Genomic DNA, 18,504 nt, shown 5'->3' with positions numbered 1-18,504 from the left:
CAGGCTGCAACCGGCGTACGTCACTCGACATTCCTGACACCGGGCAGCAGCACCCGGAACGTCGTGCCGCAGCCGACCTCGCTGGTGACCGTCACCTCGCCGCCGTGGGCGTCGACGATCGCGCGCACGATCGACAGGCCGAGGCCGGTGCCGGGCATCATCCGCACCTGCGCCTGCCGGCCGCGGAAGAACCGGGTGAAGAGCTGGTCGAGGTCCTCGGGGTCGATGCCGACACCGGTGTCGGCCACCTCGATCACGAGGTCGTCGCCGGCCGTGTCGACCACGACCCGCACCCGGCCACCCGACTCGGTGTACTTGACGCCGTTGGTGACGAGGTTGTCCACGACCTGACGGATCCGCTCACCGTCGATCATCACGAACAGCCCCTCGGGCAGCTCCGCGTCGATCTCGATCCCGTTCGTCGCCGCCGCGGGCCGGACCTCCTCGACGACCTCGCGCACGAGCAGCCCGACGTCGGTCGGGACCCGGTCGAGCTGGATGCCGGTGTCGCGCACCTGGGCCACCTGCAGCAGGTCGGAGACCAGCTGCAGCAGGCGCACCGCGTTGCGCTCGACCACCCGCAGCTGCTCGGGCACCGGGGTCGGCAGCTCCGAGGCGACCTCCTCGAGCAGCTCGAGGTGCCCGAGCACCGACGTCAGCGGGGTCCGCAGCTCGTGGGAGACCGACGCCACGAACTCGTCCTTGACCTCCAGCGCCCGCATGAACTCGGTGACGTCCTTGTAGGCCAGCGCCGCACCCGCGAAGGTGCCGTCGGGCTCGCGCATGGTCCGCGCCGACACCGACAGCGCCCGCCGGGTGATCGGGTCGTCGCCGACCCACATCCGCGCGTCGTCGAACTCCTCCCCCTGCACCGCCCGGTACGACGGCATCTGGTCGCGCTCGAGCAGCGTGACGCCGTCGGCGGCGTACACGGCGCCCAGCTGGCCCGCCCGGCCCTCGTGGCCGTCGGGGAACGCGAGCGCCATGAAGTCGCGGTGCCGGCGGTTCATCGTCTCGTAGCGGCCGGCGGCGTCGATGAAGACCAGGCCGACGTCGACGGTGTCGTAGACCGCCTCCGCCAGTCGGCGTTGGTGGTCGATGAGCCGGTTGGCCGCCGCGAGCCGCCCCTCGAACTCCTGCGTGGCGGTGAGGTCGAGGATCTGGGAGATGAAGTGGATCGGCTGCCCGTCGGCGTCACGCAGGAGGGCGACCGAGAGGTCGCCCCAGACGATGTGGCCGTCGGCGTGGAAGTAGCGCTTGACGAGGCGGTAGGACGACCGCTTGCCCGCGAGCGTCTCGCGCAGCAGCACCAGGTCGGCCTCGAGGTCGTCGGGGTGGGTGATCTCCTGGAAGGTCTTCTGCCGCAGCTGGTCGGCGTCGTAGCCGAGCATCTCGCACAGGGCCTTAATGACCGCGAGCAGCGTGCCGTCGGGGGCGACGAGCGTCATGCCGACAGGCGAGTGCTCCAGCGTCAGCCGCCAGAGCTGATCGGTGTCCGGGACCTGGTCCACCGAGTCTCCCTCCCGTCTCCCCCGGGGCCCAGCGTGTCAGGTGCGGACGGATCTGTCGCAGACACGACGAAAGCCGTACCCAGCGGCCTGAGACAGTAGGCCGCGTGGGGGCGATCACGTTGGACCGGCGCTGGTGGGTGCGCGCGCTGGCCGTCTACACGGTGTTCCTCGCCGTCGTGCTGCTGTCGCCGGGCTCCGGTGCCCAGTCCAGCTCGGTGACGTCGTTCGTCGACGTCGCCCACGCGCTCGGGATCTCCCCCGAGCTCGCGACCCAGGCACGCGGGGAGTTCATCTGCAACGCGCTGATCCTGATGCCGGTCTCGGCGCTCGGGTCGATGATCTGGCCGCGCACGACCTGGCGCGACTGGACCGCCTGGGCCTTCGTCATCGCCAGCTCCGTCGAGCTCGCCCAGGGCCTCTTCCTCCCCGCCCGCTCGGCCACCATGGTCGACGTCGTCGCCAACACGCTGGGTGGGTTGCTGGGTGCTCTCGTGGTCGCCGCCCTGCGCTGGTGCGGGGGTCTCGACAAGCTCGACCACCGGTAGACAGCGCCGGTGGTCGAGCAGCGAAGGCGCTCTGCGCCTGAGCGCCCGTCGAGACCCCGGAACCACTGACCCCGGAACCACTGACCCCGGCCCGCTGATCAGCCCCCGGCGAAGGGCGGGAGGAACTCGACCGACGAGCCGGGCTCGACCAGGACCGCGCCCGGGTCCTCGGTGCTGACCGGGCGGTCGCCGACGAGGGTGGAGCAGACGGCGAGCACGTCGGAGAGCCGGGTGTCGGGGTGCAGCGCGAGCACCCGGCGTACGACCTCGGCCAGCGTCAGGGGGCCCTCGACCTCGAGGCGGTCGCCGGCGACGCCCGCGGCTGCGCGCGCGGAGGCCCAGTAGTGGACGTCGATCGAGGCGGCGGACATGTTGGGTATTGTTACCCCCAAGGTCCAGGAGGCCGGCCGAAGCCCAGCGTTGCGTTTCGGTCCCCGCCCACGACGGGAGGAGACCACCGATGAGCACGCTGCTGTTGCTGACCAGCGCCCTGCAGCCCTCCGCCGAGGTCCTCCCCGGACTGGCCCTGCTCGGCCACCACGTCCGGATCCTCCCCGCCGAGGGCAGCGCCCTCCTCGAGGCGCCCGAGTCCGACCTGCTCCTCGTCGACGGCCGCCAGGACCTCGCGCACGCCCGTGACCTGTGCCGGCTGATCCGCACCACCGGCACCGACGTCCCGGTCCTGCTGATCTGCACCGAGGGCGGCCTGGCCGTCGTCACCCACGACTGGGGCATGGACGACGTCGTGCTGCACACCTGCGGGCCGGCCGAGCTCGAGGCCCGCATCAAGCTGGCGATCGGCCGCCTGGCCGCGCGCCGCGAGGCCGACGACCCCGAGTCGCACGTGATCCGCTCCGGCGAGGTGGTGGTCGACGACGCGACCTACACCGCCAAGGTCGGCGGGCGCCCGCTGGACCTGACCTTCAAGGAGTTCGAGCTCCTGAAGTTCCTCGCCCAGCACCCGGGCCGGGTCTTCTCCCGCCAGCAGCTGCTGCAGGAGGTGTGGGGCTACGACTACTTCGGCGGCACCCGCACCGTCGACGTGCACGTACGCCGCCTGCGCGCCAAGCTCGGCCCCGAGAACGAGACCCTCATCGGCACGGTCCGCAACGTCGGCTACCGCTTCGTGCTCCCCACCCGCGACCAGCAGCAGGTCGCCGCCGACGCGCGCGAGTCCTCGGGGACCATCTCCTAGGCAAACCCGCCGAAAGCCTGCGAACACCGGCCGCCGGTTCGCAGAATTGGCGTGCCTGTCACGCCTCGGACCGGAAGGGTCGGCATGTCACCTCGTCGTACTGCAGCTCGGGTGGTCACCGCGATCGCTGCCTCAGCCACCGCCATCGCACTCGCGGCCGGACCGGCATCCGCGGACGGCGGCTCGTCACCATCGCAGGCGCCCACTGTCTCCCTCGGCGTCACCTACTTCGGCGACACCTCGGTGCCGGAGTCCCAGGACTACGGGTGGGACTTCTGGCGCCTGCCGTCCCTGCTCGCCGGCGATCGCGTGCAGGTCGCGTGGGCCTCCGACACCGACGACTGGGTCGACTGGGGCTGCCTGACCGGCAACACCGACGACTACGACTTCTCCGAGAAGATCTGCAACCTCGCCGAGGACTGGGGTGGGGACAAGCAGCAGCGCTACGGGTTCAAGGCGAAGACGGCCGCGCAGGACGCCTTCCTCACCTTCGGGAACTGGGACGGCGCGTATCACTTCGTGGTCGAGCGGATCCAGCACCGCGTGGGAGTCGCCCTGCCGGCCGTGTCCGCGGTCAGGCACAACGGCCGGATCGCGGTCCACCCGACGCTGACGAACGGCCACAGCCTCCCAGGGGGTCTGGGCTTCCGGCTGAGCATCCGGGTCGGCGGCAAGACGCTGGAGCGGACGGCCAAGACCAACGCGAAGGGCGTGTGCAGCTTCGCGCTCGCCATCCCGACCTCGGCAGTCGGGCAGCGAGCCAGCCTCCAGGTGACCCGCGGCACCACCGCCACCTACCAACGCGTCAAGAGCCCCACCATCAAGGCCACCGTCCGCTGACCAGGGCCACCTAAGGTGGCGGTCGTGGACACGATCGCTGCCGTCGCCGCGGCCGCCGAGGCCGCGGACGGGGCGGCACCGCTGGACGAGGCGACCTGGCTGGCGCTGCGGCACCGGCCCGAGTCGGTGCGGCAGCTCGTGCGCGACGACGGGTTCGCGCTGCTGGACGGGGCGGACCTGAGCGTCGTCGTCGCCCCCGACGCACGCGGCCGGGGGCTCGGCCGGGCGCTGCTGGAGGAGGCGCTGCCGGCGTACGGCGAGGTGCGGGCCTGGTCGCACGGCGACCATCCCGCGGCGGCCGCCCTCGCGCGTGGTCACGGCTTCGAGCGGGTGCGGGAGCTCTGGGTGATGCGGCGGCCGACGTCGCTGGCGCTGCCTGCGGTCGCGGTCCCTGACGGCATGACGATCCGCGGCTACGAGCCCTCCGACGCCGACGAGGTGCTGCGCGTCAACGCTGCCGCGTTCGCTCACCACCCCGAGCAGGGCGGCATGGACGCGGCGAACCTCGCCGAGCGGATGGCCGAGCCGTGGTTCGACCCGGCCGGCCTGCTGCTGGCCACCGACGACGCGGACGGCCGGCTGCTCGGCTTCCACTGGACCAAGCAGCACTCCCCCGAGCTTGGCGAGGTCTACGTCGTCGGCATCGACCCGGCCGCGCAGGGGCGCGGGCTCGGCAAGCTGCTCACGCTCGCCGGCCTGCACCACCTCGCCGGCCTCGGCGTCGCCGAGGTGCTGCTCTACGTCGAGTCCGACAACGCCGCGGCCGTCGCGGTCTACTCCGGCCTCGGGTTCACCCACGCGGCGTCCGACACCCACGTCATGTATCGACGGGCGGCCACGGACTAGCCCCAACGGGTCTTGCCCTCCCCTTCCCCGCCGGGGCACGGTGGCCGCACGCGTCCGGGCGCGGAGACGGGGTGGGACCGATGCGGGTGTCGGTGAAGCTGGTGGCGGTGCTGGTCTGGCTGACGACGTACGCCGTGGTGGGTGGGCCGCCTGCGCACGGCGATGCCCCGACGGGCACGTGCGCCCGGGCGGCCGCGCTGGTCGACGACGGCAACCTGCGTGACGCGCGGGCGCTGGCGGTCGTCGTCGGACCGGCGTGCGAGGGCGAGGTGCTGCCGCTGACGGTGCAGGCAGCCCGGTCGGCGCAGGCGCTCGCCGAGCGCGCCGCCGCCGCACCGTCGGACACCGGCAAGAAGCGGCTCGCGAAGCTGGCGCTGACGATCGACGACGCCAACACCGACGCCCAGGCGGTGCTCGACTCCCTCGATCCGGAGCAGGACGCCGACGCCTGCACGGCCGTCGAGGACGCGATCGACGGCGGCGAGCTCGCGCGGGCACAGGCGCTCCTCGACGCCCTCGCGGACGACGACAGCGCCGACGACTGCCGCACCGCCGCCACCCTCGCGCTCGCCGAGGCCCAGGAGGTGCGGTGGCCGACGCGCATCCAGCGCTTCGTCGTGGACGACGGGCTGACCACCTGGCTGGTCGCCCTGATCGCCTTCGCGATCGGGGTGATCGCGGCCGGGTTCGTGCGGTTCTCCTCGCCCTTCCGGCCCGCCGCCGTCTTCACCGGCGTCGTGGCGCTCCTGCTCGTGGGGTGGCAGCTCCTCGACTGGCCGAGCGTGCTGCTCGCCGTTCTCCTCGTCCTCCTCCTCGCGCTCAGCGTCGCCGCCGGGCTGTGGCTCTCCAACGCCGTGCGGACCAGGTCTCCCGTGCGGGTCTCGGTCAGCGGCGACGACACCGACGCCGTCGAGCCGGAGGTGATCGCGGAGCTGCACGCGCTCGGTGAGAGCCGGGCCAGCGGGGTCTACGCGCCCGCCAACACCGACGTGTCCGACAGCGGCGTGAGCGCCGCCCTCGACCAGATCAGCAACCCGGTGGTGAAGGCGCTGGCCGCCATCTGGCGCGCGGTCCAGCTGGGCGCCGGCGACCGGGTCGAGGTCGTCGTGGTGTCACCGAAGGAGGCACCGTGCTCCGCGACCGTTACGCTCTATGTCGGCCGGCGGCTCGTGTCCACCGCCGTGGTGGACGGCGCGACCTTCTGCGCCGATCCGGCCAAGCCGACCAAGGCCGAGGTCGCTTCGTCCGCGCGTGACGTGGCGACCGGCGTCGCGGCCGCCATCCTCCTCGGACGGCTCGACCTCGGCTCCCCTTCGCGAGCCGTGTCCGCACGGGAGCGGCTCTACGGTGCGACCGACCCGCTCGGAGTCGCCCTGGCGGCGGTCGCCGCCCGCCGGCTCTCCCAAGGCGACGCGGCCGCGTCGAGCGCCCTCTACGCGCGCGCCGTCGACCGGGACCCCGCCAACAAGTCCGCCCGGTTCGGGCGGATCAGCGCCGTCCTGCGCACCTACCCGACCGGACGCACCGCGCAGCGGCTGATCGACCAGCTCGGGGAGCTGCGCAGGGACGAGTCGACGACCTCGCCATTGGGGTGGCGCATCGACTACACCCGCGCCGCGGGCATCGTGAATGCCGCCCTCGCCGACCGGACGGCGAACCGCGCCCTCCTGCAGGACGTCGACGTGGTCGCTGCCTTCCAGAAGGCACGGCTGCTGCTGCGCGACCTGCCCGAGAAGCCCGCCGTCGCCTCCGACGCGAAGCTGCTGGCCCAGCTGCGGCAGCTCGCGGACGTCACGGACCTCGGGCTCCGGGCACCGACTGCGCCGAACGTCGCCGACCTGTCCGAGCAGCTGCTGCGCAAGCCACTCACCGTCCCCTCGGTGGTGCTGCACAACATCGCGTGCGGCCTGGCCTTCGCCTACGCGCGCACGTCGCGGAAGCACGGTGACCGCCGGCGCCGTCTGGCCGAGGCGTGCGTCGACCGGTTGCGGCTGGCCGGCGACGTACCCGCGCGACGGACCGCCCTGCTGACCGACCCCTGCATCGCGTTCGTCGCGACCACGAAGCCGTTCCTCGGCCTGAAGAAGGACTGGGGCGTGGTCAAGGACGACCCGTACGCCGACGTCGACTCGATCGGCGACCTCTCCGCGACCCTCACCGAGAGCTACGCCCGCCCGAGCGACCTGGCCGTCGCCCTGGCCTCGCCGTCCGCGCGGGCGACCACGGCGACGACGTACGGCGTGGACAGCGCCACCGTGCAGCGCTGGCGCGGAGCGGCCACCTGGCTCGCCGCCGGCCGACCAGTCGAGCGGATCAACCTCTACCAGGCCAGCGGCTACCCCGACCCACCGTCGGCCGCCGTGGCCGACGACTCGGTGCTGCTGGGTCGGCTGCGCGCCACCGCGAAGGTGACCGGGACCGACGAGCTGCCGTCCGTGGCCGAGCGGGCCGCGATGGCCCAGCCCTGACCCCGGTCCCCGGCGTGGCACGCCGGACTTGTCGGCCAATCCCGTTGCTTGTCGGCCGAAACTTTGGCCGACAAGCAACGGTTTACCCGGTCGACCGGGTAAACCGGCACGGCCGCCACCGACCCACACCGACCCCGACGACCGGCGAGGGCACCGGGCTCAGCCCACCCGGTGCCGGGCGGCGGTCACCACCAGGGTGACCGCCCGGGCCCGGGAGCCCGCCGTGGTCGCGGTGCCGGCGTACCTGGCGACCAGCACGTGGCGGCCGGGCCGCAGCCTGGTCAGGTTCACGGTCAGCAGGCCCTTGCCGGTGGGCCTGAGCGTGCCCGAGCCGACGGCCTTGCGGCCCTCGAGCACCGACACCCTGCCCCGCGGCGAGACCACGCCGGGCACCTTGACGGTGACGACGACCTGACCCTTGGCCGGGTAGGCCACCCGCGGCGCCTTCAGCCGCGCCCGCACCGACGAGGCCAGCTTGGCGACCTTCACCGGCGCACTGGTGGCCACGCCGTCGGCGTACCCGCTCCGCGTGGCCGTGACCCGCACGGTCAGCTGCTTGGTCGCGTCGGCGACACCGACCCGGTAGGTCGGCGCGACCGCGTCCGGGATCGCCTTGCCGCCGCGCAGCCACTGGTAGGCGAACGTCAGGCCGCTCGCGTCCCAGTCACCCGTCGTGGCGGTCAGGGTCCTGCCGTACGCCGGCCTGCCCGTGACCCCCGGGGCCTTGGTCGCCTGCGCGGCGGCGCCGAGGGCACCGGTCACCGCGTCGCCCACGGCGGTCACCGCGGTGAACTGGACGGTGTCGCCGGCGCCGCCCTCCTGCGTGTAGTCCGGGCGCTTGCCGGTCGACCGCGCCGTGAAGGTCGCCCCCACGTCGCCCGGCAGCAGCGTGTAGCCGCCGTCGACCAGGTCGACCGGGTCGCCGTTGCGCAGCAGCTCGAGCTTCGACTCCTGCAGCGGGCCCGGCCAGGTCGCCGACGACGGCGAGATCTCCTCGCCGACCTGCGGCGTGCCCGAGACGGTCGGGGCGCTCGAGGGCGTCGGCGCGGCGACGTCGCAGGTCAGGTCGATGAGCAGGTCGACCCGCTCCGGCGGCACCTCCATCGGCGCGGTCGTCCGCGGGCCGCAGCCGGTCTGCTCGGCCGTGACCTCGTACCACCCGGCCTGGACGTCCCACTGGAAGAAGCCCGCAGCGTCGGTGGTCGACGGGTTGTGCCGGTTCGACACCGACATCAGCTCGCTGCCGTCCGGCACCACCGCGAAGTCACCGCCCTGCGTCTCCGAGCGCAGCAGCGTCACGGTCGCACCCTCGATCGGCCGGCCCCACTGGTCGGTGACGATGCCGCTGGGGTCGATGTAGACGTTGAACGTCACCGGCGCACCACCGCAGGCGAGCGGCACGGTGGTCGTGATGACCGCGTCGCCGGTGTTGGGCGTGAACGGCGCGATCGACGCGTGGTAGTGCCCGCTGGTGACCTCGGTCATCGGCAGGTGGTCGCGGATCACCTGCCCGCTGGCCAGCGTCACCGTGTACGTCGGGTTGCTCACGCCCGGGCAGCCGGTGACGTCGAGCTCCAGCGGCTGGGCGTAGTTGACCGACGGCACACCGGCCGGCGTGGTGCCGTTGCTGGTGATCGTGGTGCCCGACGGCGGCGGCTGCGGCGCCGCCAGCTCGATCGCCGGGATCGTCGTGGTCTCGCCGGCGACCACGGTCGCCGTCGTTCCGCCCCCGAAGAGCGCGTCGCTCGGCGGCCAGACCCGCAGGTCGTAGGTGCCCGCGTGCAGCGCGGTGAACGTGTAGGCGCCGCTGGCGTTGGTGTAGCCGTAGCCGCATCCGGTGCCGGTGGTCCGGCACGCCTCGACGTAGGCGTCGGCGACCGGGTCCCCGTTGCTGGCCCTGACGACGGTGCCGCTGAGGTTGCCCAGGGCGGTCTGGATGCCGTCGTTGCGGACCTGGAAGACGTAGCGGCCCAGCTGCGCGGAGTTCTGCGAGTGCGCGACGAGGGCGTCGGGGCCGCCGTCGAGCAGCGCGCCGTGCTGCAGCGAGCCCGGCAGCTGCACGAAGGTGCCCGGGTCACCCGTGCCCGCCGAGAAGCCCACCGCCGCGGGCGTGCCGCCCATGCCGCCGGACCCGCCCGAGGCGTCGCCGGTCTCCCACTGCACCTGGTCGTAGTTGAAGGTGATGTCGAAGTCACCCGCGACCCGTCCGGCGCCGGCGGTGTTCTTGGTCAGCAGGAGCTGGAAGGTGTTGAGCAGGTCGTCGTGGCTGCCGTAGTAGCCCACGTCCGCCCAGTTGACGCAGAAGGTGCTGCCGTCAGGCGAGGCGCCGTACGTCACCACGTTGGACCCCAGGGCGCGGGTGTCCACGTCGGCGAAGAACGGCGCGATGATCGGCAGCGCGGCGCCGGTCAGGTCGCTCGGGGTGTAGTCCGAGCGCGGCGCGTCGAACGTGACGTTGCCGTTGTTGTTGACGTAGAGCGTCGAGTAGGGCGCGCCGAAGTACTTCAGCTCGAAGGGGATCGGCACCTCCTGAGACGACCCGTCGTCGTTGGCCGGCACGACGTTGGTGCGGCAGTAGGGCAGGTCCTGGCCGGCCACCTTGCCCAGGTGGCTCTGGTACGGCGCCAGCGCGACCGTGCCGAGCGACACGTCCCCGGACGCGGGGACGGTGACCGAGTTGCCCGCCGTCGGCGCCTCCGGCAGCGACGCGCCGCCGCCGTAGTAGACCGGTGTGGAGCCGCCCCGGGCGAACCGGAAGGTCATCACCGCTCCCGGCTCGACCGCGACCCGGAAGGTGCCGTCGGCGCCGGTGGTGCCGGTCGCGTGCTGCTCCCAGGTGCCGTCGGTCCACACGTAGCCGACCACGGAGGCGCCCGCGAGCGGGGTGCCGTGGTCGTCGGTCACGGTGCCGGTGGCCGCGGGCGCGGCGGCGAGGGTGACGCTGCGGACCAGGTCGGTCGGGGTGTCGCCGACCACGAAGGTGCCGGCCGCGTCCGGCCCGGCCGGCGGCTCGGAGCCGCCGCCGAGCCACTGGCTGACCAGCGGCGGCTGGGTCGAGCCGGCGCCGAAGTAGAGCGTGTAGGTGCCCGGCGCGAGCGCGTCGAAGTCGTAGCCGCCGGCCGCGTCGGTGACCTGGTCGTCGATCGACTCGAACGTGTCGGAGTTCCAGCGGTAGAGCACGACGTCGACGTTCGCGGCCGGGCCGCCGGGGCCGCTCACCACGCCGCTGAGGGTCGTGGCGCGGGCCATCGTGACGTCGGTGCCGGGCCGGTCGGCGGTCAGCTGGAAGCCCTGGGCGTCGAAGACGCTCGCCACGCCGCCGAGGTAGGTCGGCACGTGCCCGTGGGCGGCGGCGCGCACGGTGTAGTAGCGCGACCCGCCGCGCACCCCGTCGAACTCGTAGTGCCCGGTGTCGTCGGCGGTGACCTCGTCGATCCAGTCGTAGTCCTCCCAGCTGCCCGGGGTCCCCCACAGCCGGTAGAGCCGCACCGTCGTGCCGGCGACCGGCCCGCCGGGGCCGGTGGCCGTGCCGCTCACGGTGAAGTGCCCCGCGGCCGGGATGACGACCGCCCCGACCGCCAGGTCGGCGTCGGCGACCGTCACGGCGAGGGTGCTTTTCTCGTAGGTGTCGCTGTCGTCGGGGAAGAAGCGGAGCTCGTAGGTGCCCGGCAGCAGGTCGAGGGACCACTGCCCGTCGCTGCCGGCCAGCGTCGAGGCGGCGTACTCATAGCTGCCGTCGCCGAGGTCGCGGTAGGCGTCGACCTCGGCCGGGACCGGGTCCCCGGCCGCGTTCTGGGTGGTGCCGGTGACCTGGCGCAGCGCCGGGTCGACCTGCGCGACGAGGTCGGCCGTGCTGGACCCACCCGGGGCGACGTGGACGACGCCGGGGTCATCCAGGCCGCCGGGCGGTGCGTCCACGCCGCCGGAGAAGGCGGTCAGGTAGCGGCTGTCGGACGGCGAGAAGGAGACGTAGTAGTCACCTGCGGGCACCTCGAAGGAGTACGCCGCCGGGCTCGTGTGCTCGACGTAGGACTCGGTCGACCAGCCGAAGAACTCACCGTCGGGGTCCCACGCGTAGACCTCCAGGTAGCCCCGCACGTCGCCCCCGTCGGACGTGGTGACCTGGCCGCCGAGCGTGCCGGGCTCGTCGAGTGCGGCCCGGCTCGGCTTGCCGGCCGAGCTGCCCGGGCTGCCGTGCGGGCTCGCGGTGGCCGGCGGTGCGGCCACCAGGGCCAGCCCCATCGTGACCAACGCCAGCACCGCCAGCGCGGCGATGCGCCGCGTGGTCGTGCGGCGAGAAGTGCTCCCGAAATCCTCAACACCCATGACGTCCCCCGAGACAAGTGATGGTCCTTCGAACCTGGCACGGTCTCGTCGACGCCGTGGCGTTTGCCGCAACTCCGGCGCAAATCACCCTTCGGGGTGGGTGGATGAATCCCCGGCTGACCGGGGATTCATCCGGGGTTGTCAGGCATTGCATGACGTTGTCGGGGGTTGCAACCCCCGACAACGTCATGTAGTCCCTGACCGGCTCCTCGACCGGCCAGGCGGTCGCGGGCTACGGGCGGTAGGGGACCAGCTGACCCTGAGCGTCGTAGCAGCGCCCGGTGCCGGACATCCGCGGGACGTCCCACCGGCGCAGGACCCGGCAGGAGAACGGCTCCTGCGCGCCCAGCACGACCGGGGCCTTCCACACGCCGTCGACGCGGACGTAGATGCGGGCCGCGCCGCCGCTCGCGCACCGCTCGGGCGGGTTGCCGGGGCCGTTGGTGAAGGTGCCCTCGTCGCTGATGAACGCGAAGCCGCTGCGGCGGAACTCCTTGACCTGCACCAGCGGCGCCTGCGCGCACGCCGGGTCGCTGTCGAGGTAGCGGTGGAACATGTGGTCCAGCTCGCGCTCGACCAGCGCGCGGAACCCCGGCGAGGTCTTCGCCAGCCGGTGCAGCTGGCCCGACGCCCGCCAGACCGCCACGCCGTACCCGGGCCACACGATCCGCGCCGGGTGCGCGGTGCCCCGGTCGCGCTCCGGTACGCCGGCCTGCGAGCCACCCGCGGTGACCGCGAGACCGGTCAGCACCAGCACGAGCAGGGCGAGGACGGCGAGCGGGCGGCGCAGCAGCCGCGGGGTCCGAGTCATGCTCGGCACGCTACTCCCGCAGGCACCCCGCGGCACTGCTCCAGAGCACTCTGTGACGATCAGGTGACGGCCGGGCGCCGGTGGGATGCGCGACGTATCCTGGAGCCCGGTCCGACCCTGCAGCTCGGCGCCCACTTCCCACCGTCTCGATCCACCGCGAAGGCCCCTGCGTGACACCCGGAAGCACCCTCCACCACCACTCCGCCAACCAGCAGCACGACCTCGCCGAGCTGTTCGAGTTCCTCGACCGCCAGCTCGCCAGCGACCTCGCCCGGGCCACCGAACGCGAGGAGGTCGCCGAGGCGCGCTACCTCACCCAGTCCCGGGCGATCGTCGACGCGATCCGTCTGGACCTCACCAGCGACCCCCGCCCGGCCGACGAGGTCGTCCGGTTCCTGGGGCGCACGGTCGCGGCGTACCGCGGCCGGCCGGGGTTCCGCAGCTCCTGGCTGCTGCTGGCCTGAGGCCCGCTCGCGCCGGTCAGCGCAGCGGGCGGACGTGCAGCCCCACCTCGGGGTCGACGACGACCTCCTGGGCGGCCGGCATCCCCTCGACGTCGAGCTGGGCGTCCAGCGGGACGGTGCGCTTGACCAGCGCCAGCGCGATCGGGCCGAGCTCGTGGTGGCGCGCCGAGGTGCCGACGAAGCCGACCACCTTGCCGTCCAGCGTCAGGCTGGCGCCGATGGCCGGCAGCCGGTTCTCCGAGCCGTCGAGGTGCAGCAGCGTCAGCCGCCGCGGTGGCCGGCCGAGGGTGTGCACCCGCGCGACCGTCTCCTGGCCGCGGTAGCAGCCCTTGTCCAGGTGCACGGACGAGCCGATCCACCCGACCTCGTTGGGGATCGTGCGGTGGTCGGTGTCCAGGCCGAGCCGCGGCTCGCCCCGGGCGATCCGCAGCGCCTCGAAGGCCCAGAGGCCGCAGGCGGGGCCGGCCGCCTCGGCGTACGACGTCAGCCGGTCGCGCGGGACCAGCTCGTAGCCGGCGTACAGGCGCTCCTCGACCGCCCGCGGGCGCCAGGTGACGGCGAGCTCGTCGGTGGCTTCGGTGACCTCGACGCGCATCATGAAGCGCATCCGGTCCAGGAACTCCACCAGCGCGGCGCCGGCGCCGGGCTCGGTGTGCGCGATGAACGACTCACCGTCGTCCACCCCGACGAACGCGTGCTCCACATGACCCTGCGGGCTGAGGATGAGCCCCCCGGTCCACGCCTTCGGCGCCAGGGACTCCAGGTGCTGGGTCGTCAGGGAGTGCAACCAGGTCAGCCGGTCGGGGCCGGAGATCCGCACGACGTCGCGGTGGGAGAGGTCGACGAAGCCCTCCCCGCGCTCGAGGGTGCGCTGCTCGGTGTTGAACGAGCCGTAGTGGGCCGCGACGTCGCGGTCGACACCGTCTGCGGCGACGGCACCGGGCAGGTCCAGCAACGGACTGGGCAGGCTACGCATCGTCCTCCTCACGCTCCTCGCACTCGACGCAGTGACCGAAGACGGCCAGGTGGCCGATGTCGAGCACGAAGCCGTGCTCGTCCCGGAGCCGCTCGGCGAGCGGCGCCACCTCGTGAGGGTCAACCGAGACGATGCGGTGGCAATTCCGGCAGACCAGGTGGAAGTGCTCGTGGTCGCCGACCGAGTGGTACGTCGGCGCGCGGTCGGACAGGTGGGTGTGCCGGACCAGCCCCAGCTCCTCGAGCACCTCGAGCGTGCGGTAGACCGTCGACACGTTGACCGCGCTGGACCGCTGCTGGACCTCGGCGAGGATCTCGTCGGGCGTCGCGTGTCCCAGCTTCTCGACCGCCTCGAGCACGAACTGGCGCTGCGGGGTCAGCCGGTAGCCGAGGCTGTGCAGCCGGGCGGCGAGCTCCTCGGTCACGGCTGCCTCCGCGGGGCGGGGTGGCGGGCGGGGTCGCCGGCCGGGTGGCGGGCCGGGTGGCGGCCGGCGGTGAGCTGGCCACCGAACGGCCCGCGCGAACGGTGGCTCACGCACCGCCGGCCGGGGTCGTCAGGGGTCGGCGCACTCATCCCGCCTCCTACTGGCGCTCGAGCTGCGCCCACAGGTGCGGCTGCAGCTCCTGGCCGACCGCGGCCATGTCGTAGGCGTAGAGCAGCCGGCCCTCGACGTTGCCGTAGAGCCGGTGGCCGGCGGTGACCTCCTTGGCCGACTCGGTGAAGCTGACGCCCGCAGTGTGCAGCTCGAGCTTGCCGTCGGCGGCCTGGCCGTACCAGACCTCGGCGATGCCCGAGGAGTGCACGAGCACCAGCTCGACGTGGCCCTCGGGGCGGCAGCGCAGGAACCCGGTCTCCTGGGCGGCGTCGCGCACCTTCTCCCCCGCCTCGTCGACGATCCAGGAGCGGGCGAAGTAGTGCAGGAACGGCCGGCCGTCCTGCTGGAACACCAGCTCCTGCCCGTAGTCGAACGCCCCGATCGTCGGGTAGTCGCCCTTGCCGTGCCCACCCCAGCGACCCAGCAGCCAGGCGACGGGTCCGCAGTCGGGGTGCAGGTTGTCGGGGAGCTCGAACGGCATGCCGACCACAATAGAGTGGTCGGGTGCCCCGCCCCCTGATCGTCAAGGTGACCTGCGGCGCCGAGGACCCCGAGCGCTGCAACCAGGGCCTCACCGTCGCCGCGACCGCACTGACCGCGGGCGCCGACGTCGGGCTCTGGCTCACCGGCGAGGCGACCTGGCTGGCCGTCGCCGGGCGGGAGCCGTTCACCCTCGAGCACGCCGCCGACCCGGTCGGGCTGCTGGGCGCCGTGCTCGCCGGCGGCCGGGTGACCGTGTGCACCCAGTGCGCGGCGCGGCGCGGGATCACCGAGGCGGACCTGCTGCCCGGCGTACGCATCGCCGGGGCCGCCGCGTTCGTCGAGGAGGCACTGGCCCCCGACGTCCAGGCGCTCGTGTACTGACCCGGATCCTTGGGGTCCGGCCAGGTTCTGGGCAGGTTCCCTCTCAGGTTGCGTTCCTAGGCTCAGGCCCGAGCACGCGCGCAGCCGGCGCCGGCGGCACGGAGGTCGGGGGAGCTCCGTTCGTCCATGGGGGGAACCGGCTGCGCGGGCTCCTCGGGTGTGCGCCCGCTGGCCTGGGCGCACGAGACCGGACCGCGGAGCTGGCCGACCCGACAGCAGGCGGTCCGGCGACCGGTGGACGTCCGCCACTCCCGGGCGTCCACCGGTCGATCTGCGCCCGGCGGACCCCGCGCTCGGACTAGGCTCGCCGCTGATGGAGTCGAACGATCCGAACCCCACCCGGTGGTGGCAGCGCAAGCCCGACCAGGGCACCGCCGAGCCCGAGCCGGTGAGCGCGCCGGCCGGTCGCCCGCCCGCCGACGCCGAGGCTGCGGCCGAGCGCGCCGCCGAGCTGCGCCGGCGCGCCGAGCAGGCCGCCGCGGAGCAGGCCGCCGAGCGGCTCGTCGCCGAGGAGGCCGCCGCAGCCGCGGCAGCCGCGCGGACCGAGGCCGACGCGCGGGCCGCCGAGCACGCCGCCGCGGCGCAGGAGGCGTACGACGCCCGCCGGGCCGCCGAGGAGGAGGGCGCCGCCCACGCCGCCGAGCGGGCCCGGCTCGAGGAGGCCGCCGCCGAGGCGGTCCGCGCCCGGGCCGCCGCCGACGAGGCCGCCGTCAAGCTCGTCGAGGCCGCCAAGGTCGCCACCGCGCTGCGGCTCGCCGCCGAGCAGGCGGCCGCGCAGCAGGCCGTCGACCGGACCGCCGCCGAGGAGGCCGCCCGCGAGGCCGAGGCCCGTGCGGAGGCCGCCGCCGCGGCGCGCACCGAGGCCGAGGAGGCCGCCCGCGCCCACGCCGAGCGGGCGACCGCCGACACCCGCGCCCGCGAGGAGGCCGACCGGGCCGCCCGCGAGGCGGCCGAGTCGGCCCGGCAGGCGCACGCCGACCGCGAGGCGGCCGAGTCGCGGATCACCGAGCTGACCGCCGAGCTCGCCGCTGCGGCCGAGGCGCGGGAGGCCGCCGCGCAGGAGCAGCAGGCGGCGTACGACGCCCAGGTCGCCGCCCTCACCCAGCGCCTCCAGGAGGCCGAACAGGCCGCCGCCGCCCGACTCGCCGCCACCACCGAGCAGCACGAGCAACAGCTCGCCGCCGCCACCGAGCGCGCGCAGGAGCAGCAGGCGGCGTACGACGCCCAGGTCGCCGCCCTCCTCCAGCGCCTCCAGGAGGCCGAGCAGGCCGCCGCCGACCGGCTCGCCGCCACCACCGAGCAGCACGAGCAGCAGCTCGCCGCCGCCGCCGAGCACGCGCAGGAGCAGCAGGCGGCGTACGACGCCCAGGTCGCCGCCCTCACCCAGCGCCTCCAGGAGGCCGAACAGGCCGCCGCCGACCGGCTCGCCACCGCCACCGAGCAGCACGAGCAGCAGCTGGCCGGCCACACCGCGGCGCGGATCGCGGCCGAGGAGCTGGCCACCGGCCACGCTGAGGCGCGGACACTCGCCGAGCAGGCCGCCGAGGAGCAGGCCGCCGCGCGCCGGGCCGCCGAGGAGGCGGCCGCCGAGCAGGCCCGGACCGCCGCGGCCGCGCACGCTGCCCGCGGCGATGCCGAGCAGGCGGCGCGGGCGCAGGCCGACCTGGCGGCCGAGGCCCAGGCCGCCCGGGAGGCAGCCGAGCAGGCGGCGGCCGCCGCGGCCGAGGCCGCCCGTCAGGCACACACCGACCGCGAGGGTGCGGAGGCCCGGGCCGGAGCACTGGCCGACCAGCTGGCCGCCACCCGCCGCGAGCACGACGACTTCGTGCGGGTCGCCCAGGAGGCGCGGGAGACCGCCGAGGGAGCCGCCGCGGAGCAGGCCGCCGCGCGGGAGCAGGCCGAGGCGCGGGCGGCCGAGCAGGCCGCGGCGCGCGCGCAGGCCGACGCCGCGGCGGAGGAGCACGCCCGCCGCGCCGAGGTCGCGCACGCCGCCCAGCTGACGGCCGAGGAGAGCGCCCGGGAGCGCGCCGCTCTGGCGGAGCAGGCCTACGCCGCCCGGACCGAGGCCGAGGAGGCCGCCGCCGCGCAGGCCGCGGCCGCCGCCCAGGCCGCCGCCGCGGAGGAGACCGCCCACCACACCGCCTCCGAGCTGGCCGAGGCGCTGCGCACCGCCCACGAGGCCCGGATCGCCGCGGACGAGAAGGCCCGCGAGCACGGTGACGCCGCGGCCACCGCCCACGAGGCCCGGACCGCGGCCGAGACCTCCGCGACCGAGGCCGCGACCGCCCGGGAGCAGGCCGAGACCACGGCGCGCGAGCAGTCCGAGGCCGCCCGCGCCGCCCACGAGGCCCGGGTCGCAGCCGAGGAGGCGGCCCGCGACGCCGAGGCCCGGGCGCTGGAGGCGCAGGAGGCCCGCGCCGCGGCCGAGATGCGCGCCCGGGAGCAGGCCGAGGCCGCGGCCCAGGCCGCGACCGACCAGACGTCGGCCCACCAGCGCGCCGAGCAGCAGGCCGAGGCCGCCCGCGCCGCGCACGAGGCCCGCACCGCGGCCGACGAGACCGCCCGGTCGCACGCCACCGCGCGTGCCGAGGCCGAGCGCGCCGCCGAGGAGGCGCTCACCCAGCGGCGCAGCGCCGAGGACGACGCGCAGTCCCACGCCCAGCTCGCCGCCGAGGCCGCCGCCGAGCGGCAGTCCGCCGAGACCCGGCTGCAGCAGGCACTCACCGACCTGCAGGCCGCGGTCGCCGCCCGCGAGTCCGCCGAGCGGGCCGCCGCCGAGCAGGCGCGGCTGCGCGGCGAGGCCGAGGCGGCCGCCGCGGAGCGAGCCGCGGACCGCAGCGCTGTCGAGGCCGCCGTACGCCGGCAGGCCGAGATCGCCGAGGACGCGATGCGCGAGCGGGCCGAGGCCGAGGAGCGGGCCCGCGACCTGGCGGTCCAGCTCGAGCAGGCCCGCGCCGAGCTGCTGGAGGCGTCGCAGAAGAAGGGCCTGTTCCGCCGCTGACACCGAAAGTTCACCCTTTTGGTTTGCTGCTTCGTCCCCCTACATCCGTAGAGGATCCGAGA

At 74.5% G+C, this 18,504-nt stretch carries 15 protein-coding genes; 8 read left to right on the top strand and 7 right to left on the bottom strand.

From position 1 onward, the window contains the following. Positions 1-20: 20 nt before the first annotated feature. Complete coding sequence (locus ACILRH_RS03315; protein ID WP_395690741.1) at positions 21-1,511, bottom strand: ATP-binding protein; 1,491 nt, start codon at positions 1,509-1,511, stop codon at positions 21-23. A 104-nt stretch (positions 1,512-1,615) separates the two neighbouring features. Between ACILRH_RS03315 and ACILRH_RS03310 the strand changes: the two genes are divergently transcribed. Then, positions 1,616-2,056, top strand: coding sequence for a VanZ family protein (locus tag ACILRH_RS03310; RefSeq protein ID WP_395690740.1), 441 nt, complete (start codon positions 1,616-1,618; stop codon positions 2,054-2,056). A 98-nt stretch (positions 2,057-2,154) separates the two neighbouring features. Here the strand turns inward: ACILRH_RS03310 and ACILRH_RS03305 are convergent, their stop codons facing one another. Further along, on the bottom strand, positions 2,155-2,427 hold the full coding sequence (locus ACILRH_RS03305; RefSeq protein ID WP_395690739.1) for a MoaD/ThiS family protein: 273 nt from the start codon (positions 2,425-2,427) through the stop codon (positions 2,155-2,157). Positions 2,428-2,516: 89 nt separating this feature from the next. Between ACILRH_RS03305 and ACILRH_RS03300 the strand changes: the two genes are divergently transcribed. The 4 genes from ACILRH_RS03300 to ACILRH_RS03285 all read left to right on the top strand — a co-directional run bounded on the left by ACILRH_RS03300 (position 2,517) and on the right by ACILRH_RS03285 (position 7,405). Further along, positions 2,517-3,251 (top strand): response regulator transcription factor, encoded by a 735-nt coding sequence (locus tag ACILRH_RS03300; protein ID WP_395690737.1) that lies wholly within the window; start codon positions 2,517-2,519, stop codon positions 3,249-3,251. 84 nt (positions 3,252-3,335) lie between these two features. Further along, positions 3,336-4,091: a hypothetical protein gene (locus ACILRH_RS03295; RefSeq protein ID WP_395690735.1), complete on the top strand. Its 756-nt coding sequence runs from the start codon at positions 3,336-3,338 to the stop codon at positions 4,089-4,091. Between the two features lie 24 nt (positions 4,092-4,115). Next, the gene (mshD, locus tag ACILRH_RS03290) at positions 4,116-4,937 is read left to right on the top strand and encodes a mycothiol synthase (RefSeq protein ID WP_395690733.1); all 822 of its coding nucleotides are present in this window, start codon (positions 4,116-4,118) and stop codon (positions 4,935-4,937) included. A gap of 80 nt (positions 4,938-5,017) precedes the next feature. Next, positions 5,018-7,405 (top strand): hypothetical protein, encoded by a 2,388-nt coding sequence (locus tag ACILRH_RS03285; RefSeq protein ID WP_395690731.1) that lies wholly within the window; start codon positions 5,018-5,020, stop codon positions 7,403-7,405. A 159-nt stretch (positions 7,406-7,564) separates the two neighbouring features. Here ACILRH_RS03285 and ACILRH_RS03280 read toward each other — a convergent pair whose 3' ends face one another. Together ACILRH_RS03280 and ACILRH_RS03275 are read right to left on the bottom strand one after the other, a co-directional pair. Further along, the gene (locus ACILRH_RS03280; protein ID WP_395690730.1) at positions 7,565-11,731 is read right to left on the bottom strand and encodes a carboxypeptidase regulatory-like domain-containing protein; all 4,167 of its coding nucleotides are present in this window, start codon (positions 11,729-11,731) and stop codon (positions 7,565-7,567) included. A gap of 232 nt (positions 11,732-11,963) precedes the next feature. Then, positions 11,964-12,542 carry a hypothetical protein gene (locus ACILRH_RS03275; protein ID WP_395690728.1) on the bottom strand — a complete coding sequence of 193 codons (579 nt, stop codon included), beginning with the start codon at positions 12,540-12,542 and terminating at the stop codon, positions 11,964-11,966. A gap of 170 nt (positions 12,543-12,712) precedes the next feature. Between ACILRH_RS03275 and ACILRH_RS03270 the strand changes: the two genes are divergently transcribed. Next, positions 12,713-13,006 carry a hypothetical protein gene (locus ACILRH_RS03270; RefSeq protein WP_395690727.1) on the top strand — a complete coding sequence of 98 codons (294 nt, stop codon included), beginning with the start codon at positions 12,713-12,715 and terminating at the stop codon, positions 13,004-13,006. Positions 13,007-13,022: 16 nt separating this feature from the next. Here the strand turns inward: ACILRH_RS03270 and ACILRH_RS03265 are convergent, their stop codons facing one another. The 3 genes from ACILRH_RS03265 to ACILRH_RS03255 form a co-directional block, all read right to left on the bottom strand. After that, a complete protein-coding gene (locus ACILRH_RS03265) occupies positions 13,023-13,982 on the bottom strand; it encodes a YgfZ/GcvT domain-containing protein (protein ID WP_395690725.1) in 960 nt (319 codons plus the stop codon). Continuing rightward, positions 13,975-14,406, bottom strand: a complete 432-nt coding sequence (locus ACILRH_RS03260) for a Fur family transcriptional regulator (RefSeq protein WP_395690723.1) — start codon at positions 14,404-14,406, stop codon at positions 13,975-13,977. The genes ACILRH_RS03265 and ACILRH_RS03260 overlap by 8 nt, the downstream gene beginning before the upstream one ends. A 157-nt stretch (positions 14,407-14,563) precedes the next feature. Next, complete coding sequence (locus ACILRH_RS03255; RefSeq protein WP_395690721.1) at positions 14,564-15,058, bottom strand: FABP family protein; 495 nt, start codon at positions 15,056-15,058, stop codon at positions 14,564-14,566. 23 nt (positions 15,059-15,081) lie between these two features. On the opposite strand from ACILRH_RS03255, the gene ACILRH_RS03250 reads away from it, so the two are divergent. Together ACILRH_RS03250 and ACILRH_RS03245 are read left to right on the top strand one after the other, a co-directional pair. Then, on the top strand, positions 15,082-15,441 hold the full coding sequence (locus ACILRH_RS03250; RefSeq protein ID WP_395690719.1) for a DsrE family protein: 360 nt from the start codon (positions 15,082-15,084) through the stop codon (positions 15,439-15,441). Between the two features lie 313 nt (positions 15,442-15,754). After that, positions 15,755-18,442: a hypothetical protein gene (locus ACILRH_RS03245; RefSeq protein ID WP_395690718.1), complete on the top strand. Its 2,688-nt coding sequence runs from the start codon at positions 15,755-15,757 to the stop codon at positions 18,440-18,442. The last annotated feature ends 62 nt before the right edge of the window (positions 18,443-18,504 follow it).

The organism is Nocardioides sp. (assembly GCF_044226765.1).
Lineage (GTDB): Bacteria > Actinomycetota > Actinomycetes > Propionibacteriales > Nocardioidaceae > Nocardioides.
This window is presented reverse-complemented; position numbering and strand designations above follow the sequence as displayed.

What these genes read in the sequence shown, in the direction of transcription:
- ACILRH_RS03305 (WP_395690739.1), bottom strand. Translation starts at nt 2,427, where the DNA reads ATGTCCGCCGCCTCGATCGACGTCCACTACTGGGCCTCCGCGCGCGCA.
- ACILRH_RS03265 (WP_395690725.1), bottom strand. Translation starts at nt 13,982, where the DNA reads ATGCGTAGCCTGCCCAGTCCGTTGCTGGACCTGCCCGGTGCCGTCGCC.
- ACILRH_RS03245 (WP_395690718.1), top strand. Translation starts at nt 15,755, where the DNA reads ATGGAGTCGAACGATCCGAACCCCACCCGGTGGTGGCAGCGCAAGCCC.
- ACILRH_RS03275 (WP_395690728.1), bottom strand. Translation starts at nt 12,542, where the DNA reads ATGACTCGGACCCCGCGGCTGCTGCGCCGCCCGCTCGCCGTCCTCGCC.
- ACILRH_RS03280 (WP_395690730.1), bottom strand. Translation starts at nt 11,731, where the DNA reads ATGGGTGTTGAGGATTTCGGGAGCACTTCTCGCCGCACGACCACGCGG.
- ACILRH_RS03295 (WP_395690735.1), top strand. Translation starts at nt 3,336, where the DNA reads ATGTCACCTCGTCGTACTGCAGCTCGGGTGGTCACCGCGATCGCTGCC.
- ACILRH_RS03300 (WP_395690737.1), top strand. Translation starts at nt 2,517, where the DNA reads ATGAGCACGCTGCTGTTGCTGACCAGCGCCCTGCAGCCCTCCGCCGAG.
- ACILRH_RS03255 (WP_395690721.1), bottom strand. Translation starts at nt 15,058, where the DNA reads ATGCCGTTCGAGCTCCCCGACAACCTGCACCCCGACTGCGGACCCGTC.
- ACILRH_RS03285 (WP_395690731.1), top strand. Translation starts at nt 5,018, where the DNA reads ATGCGGGTGTCGGTGAAGCTGGTGGCGGTGCTGGTCTGGCTGACGACG.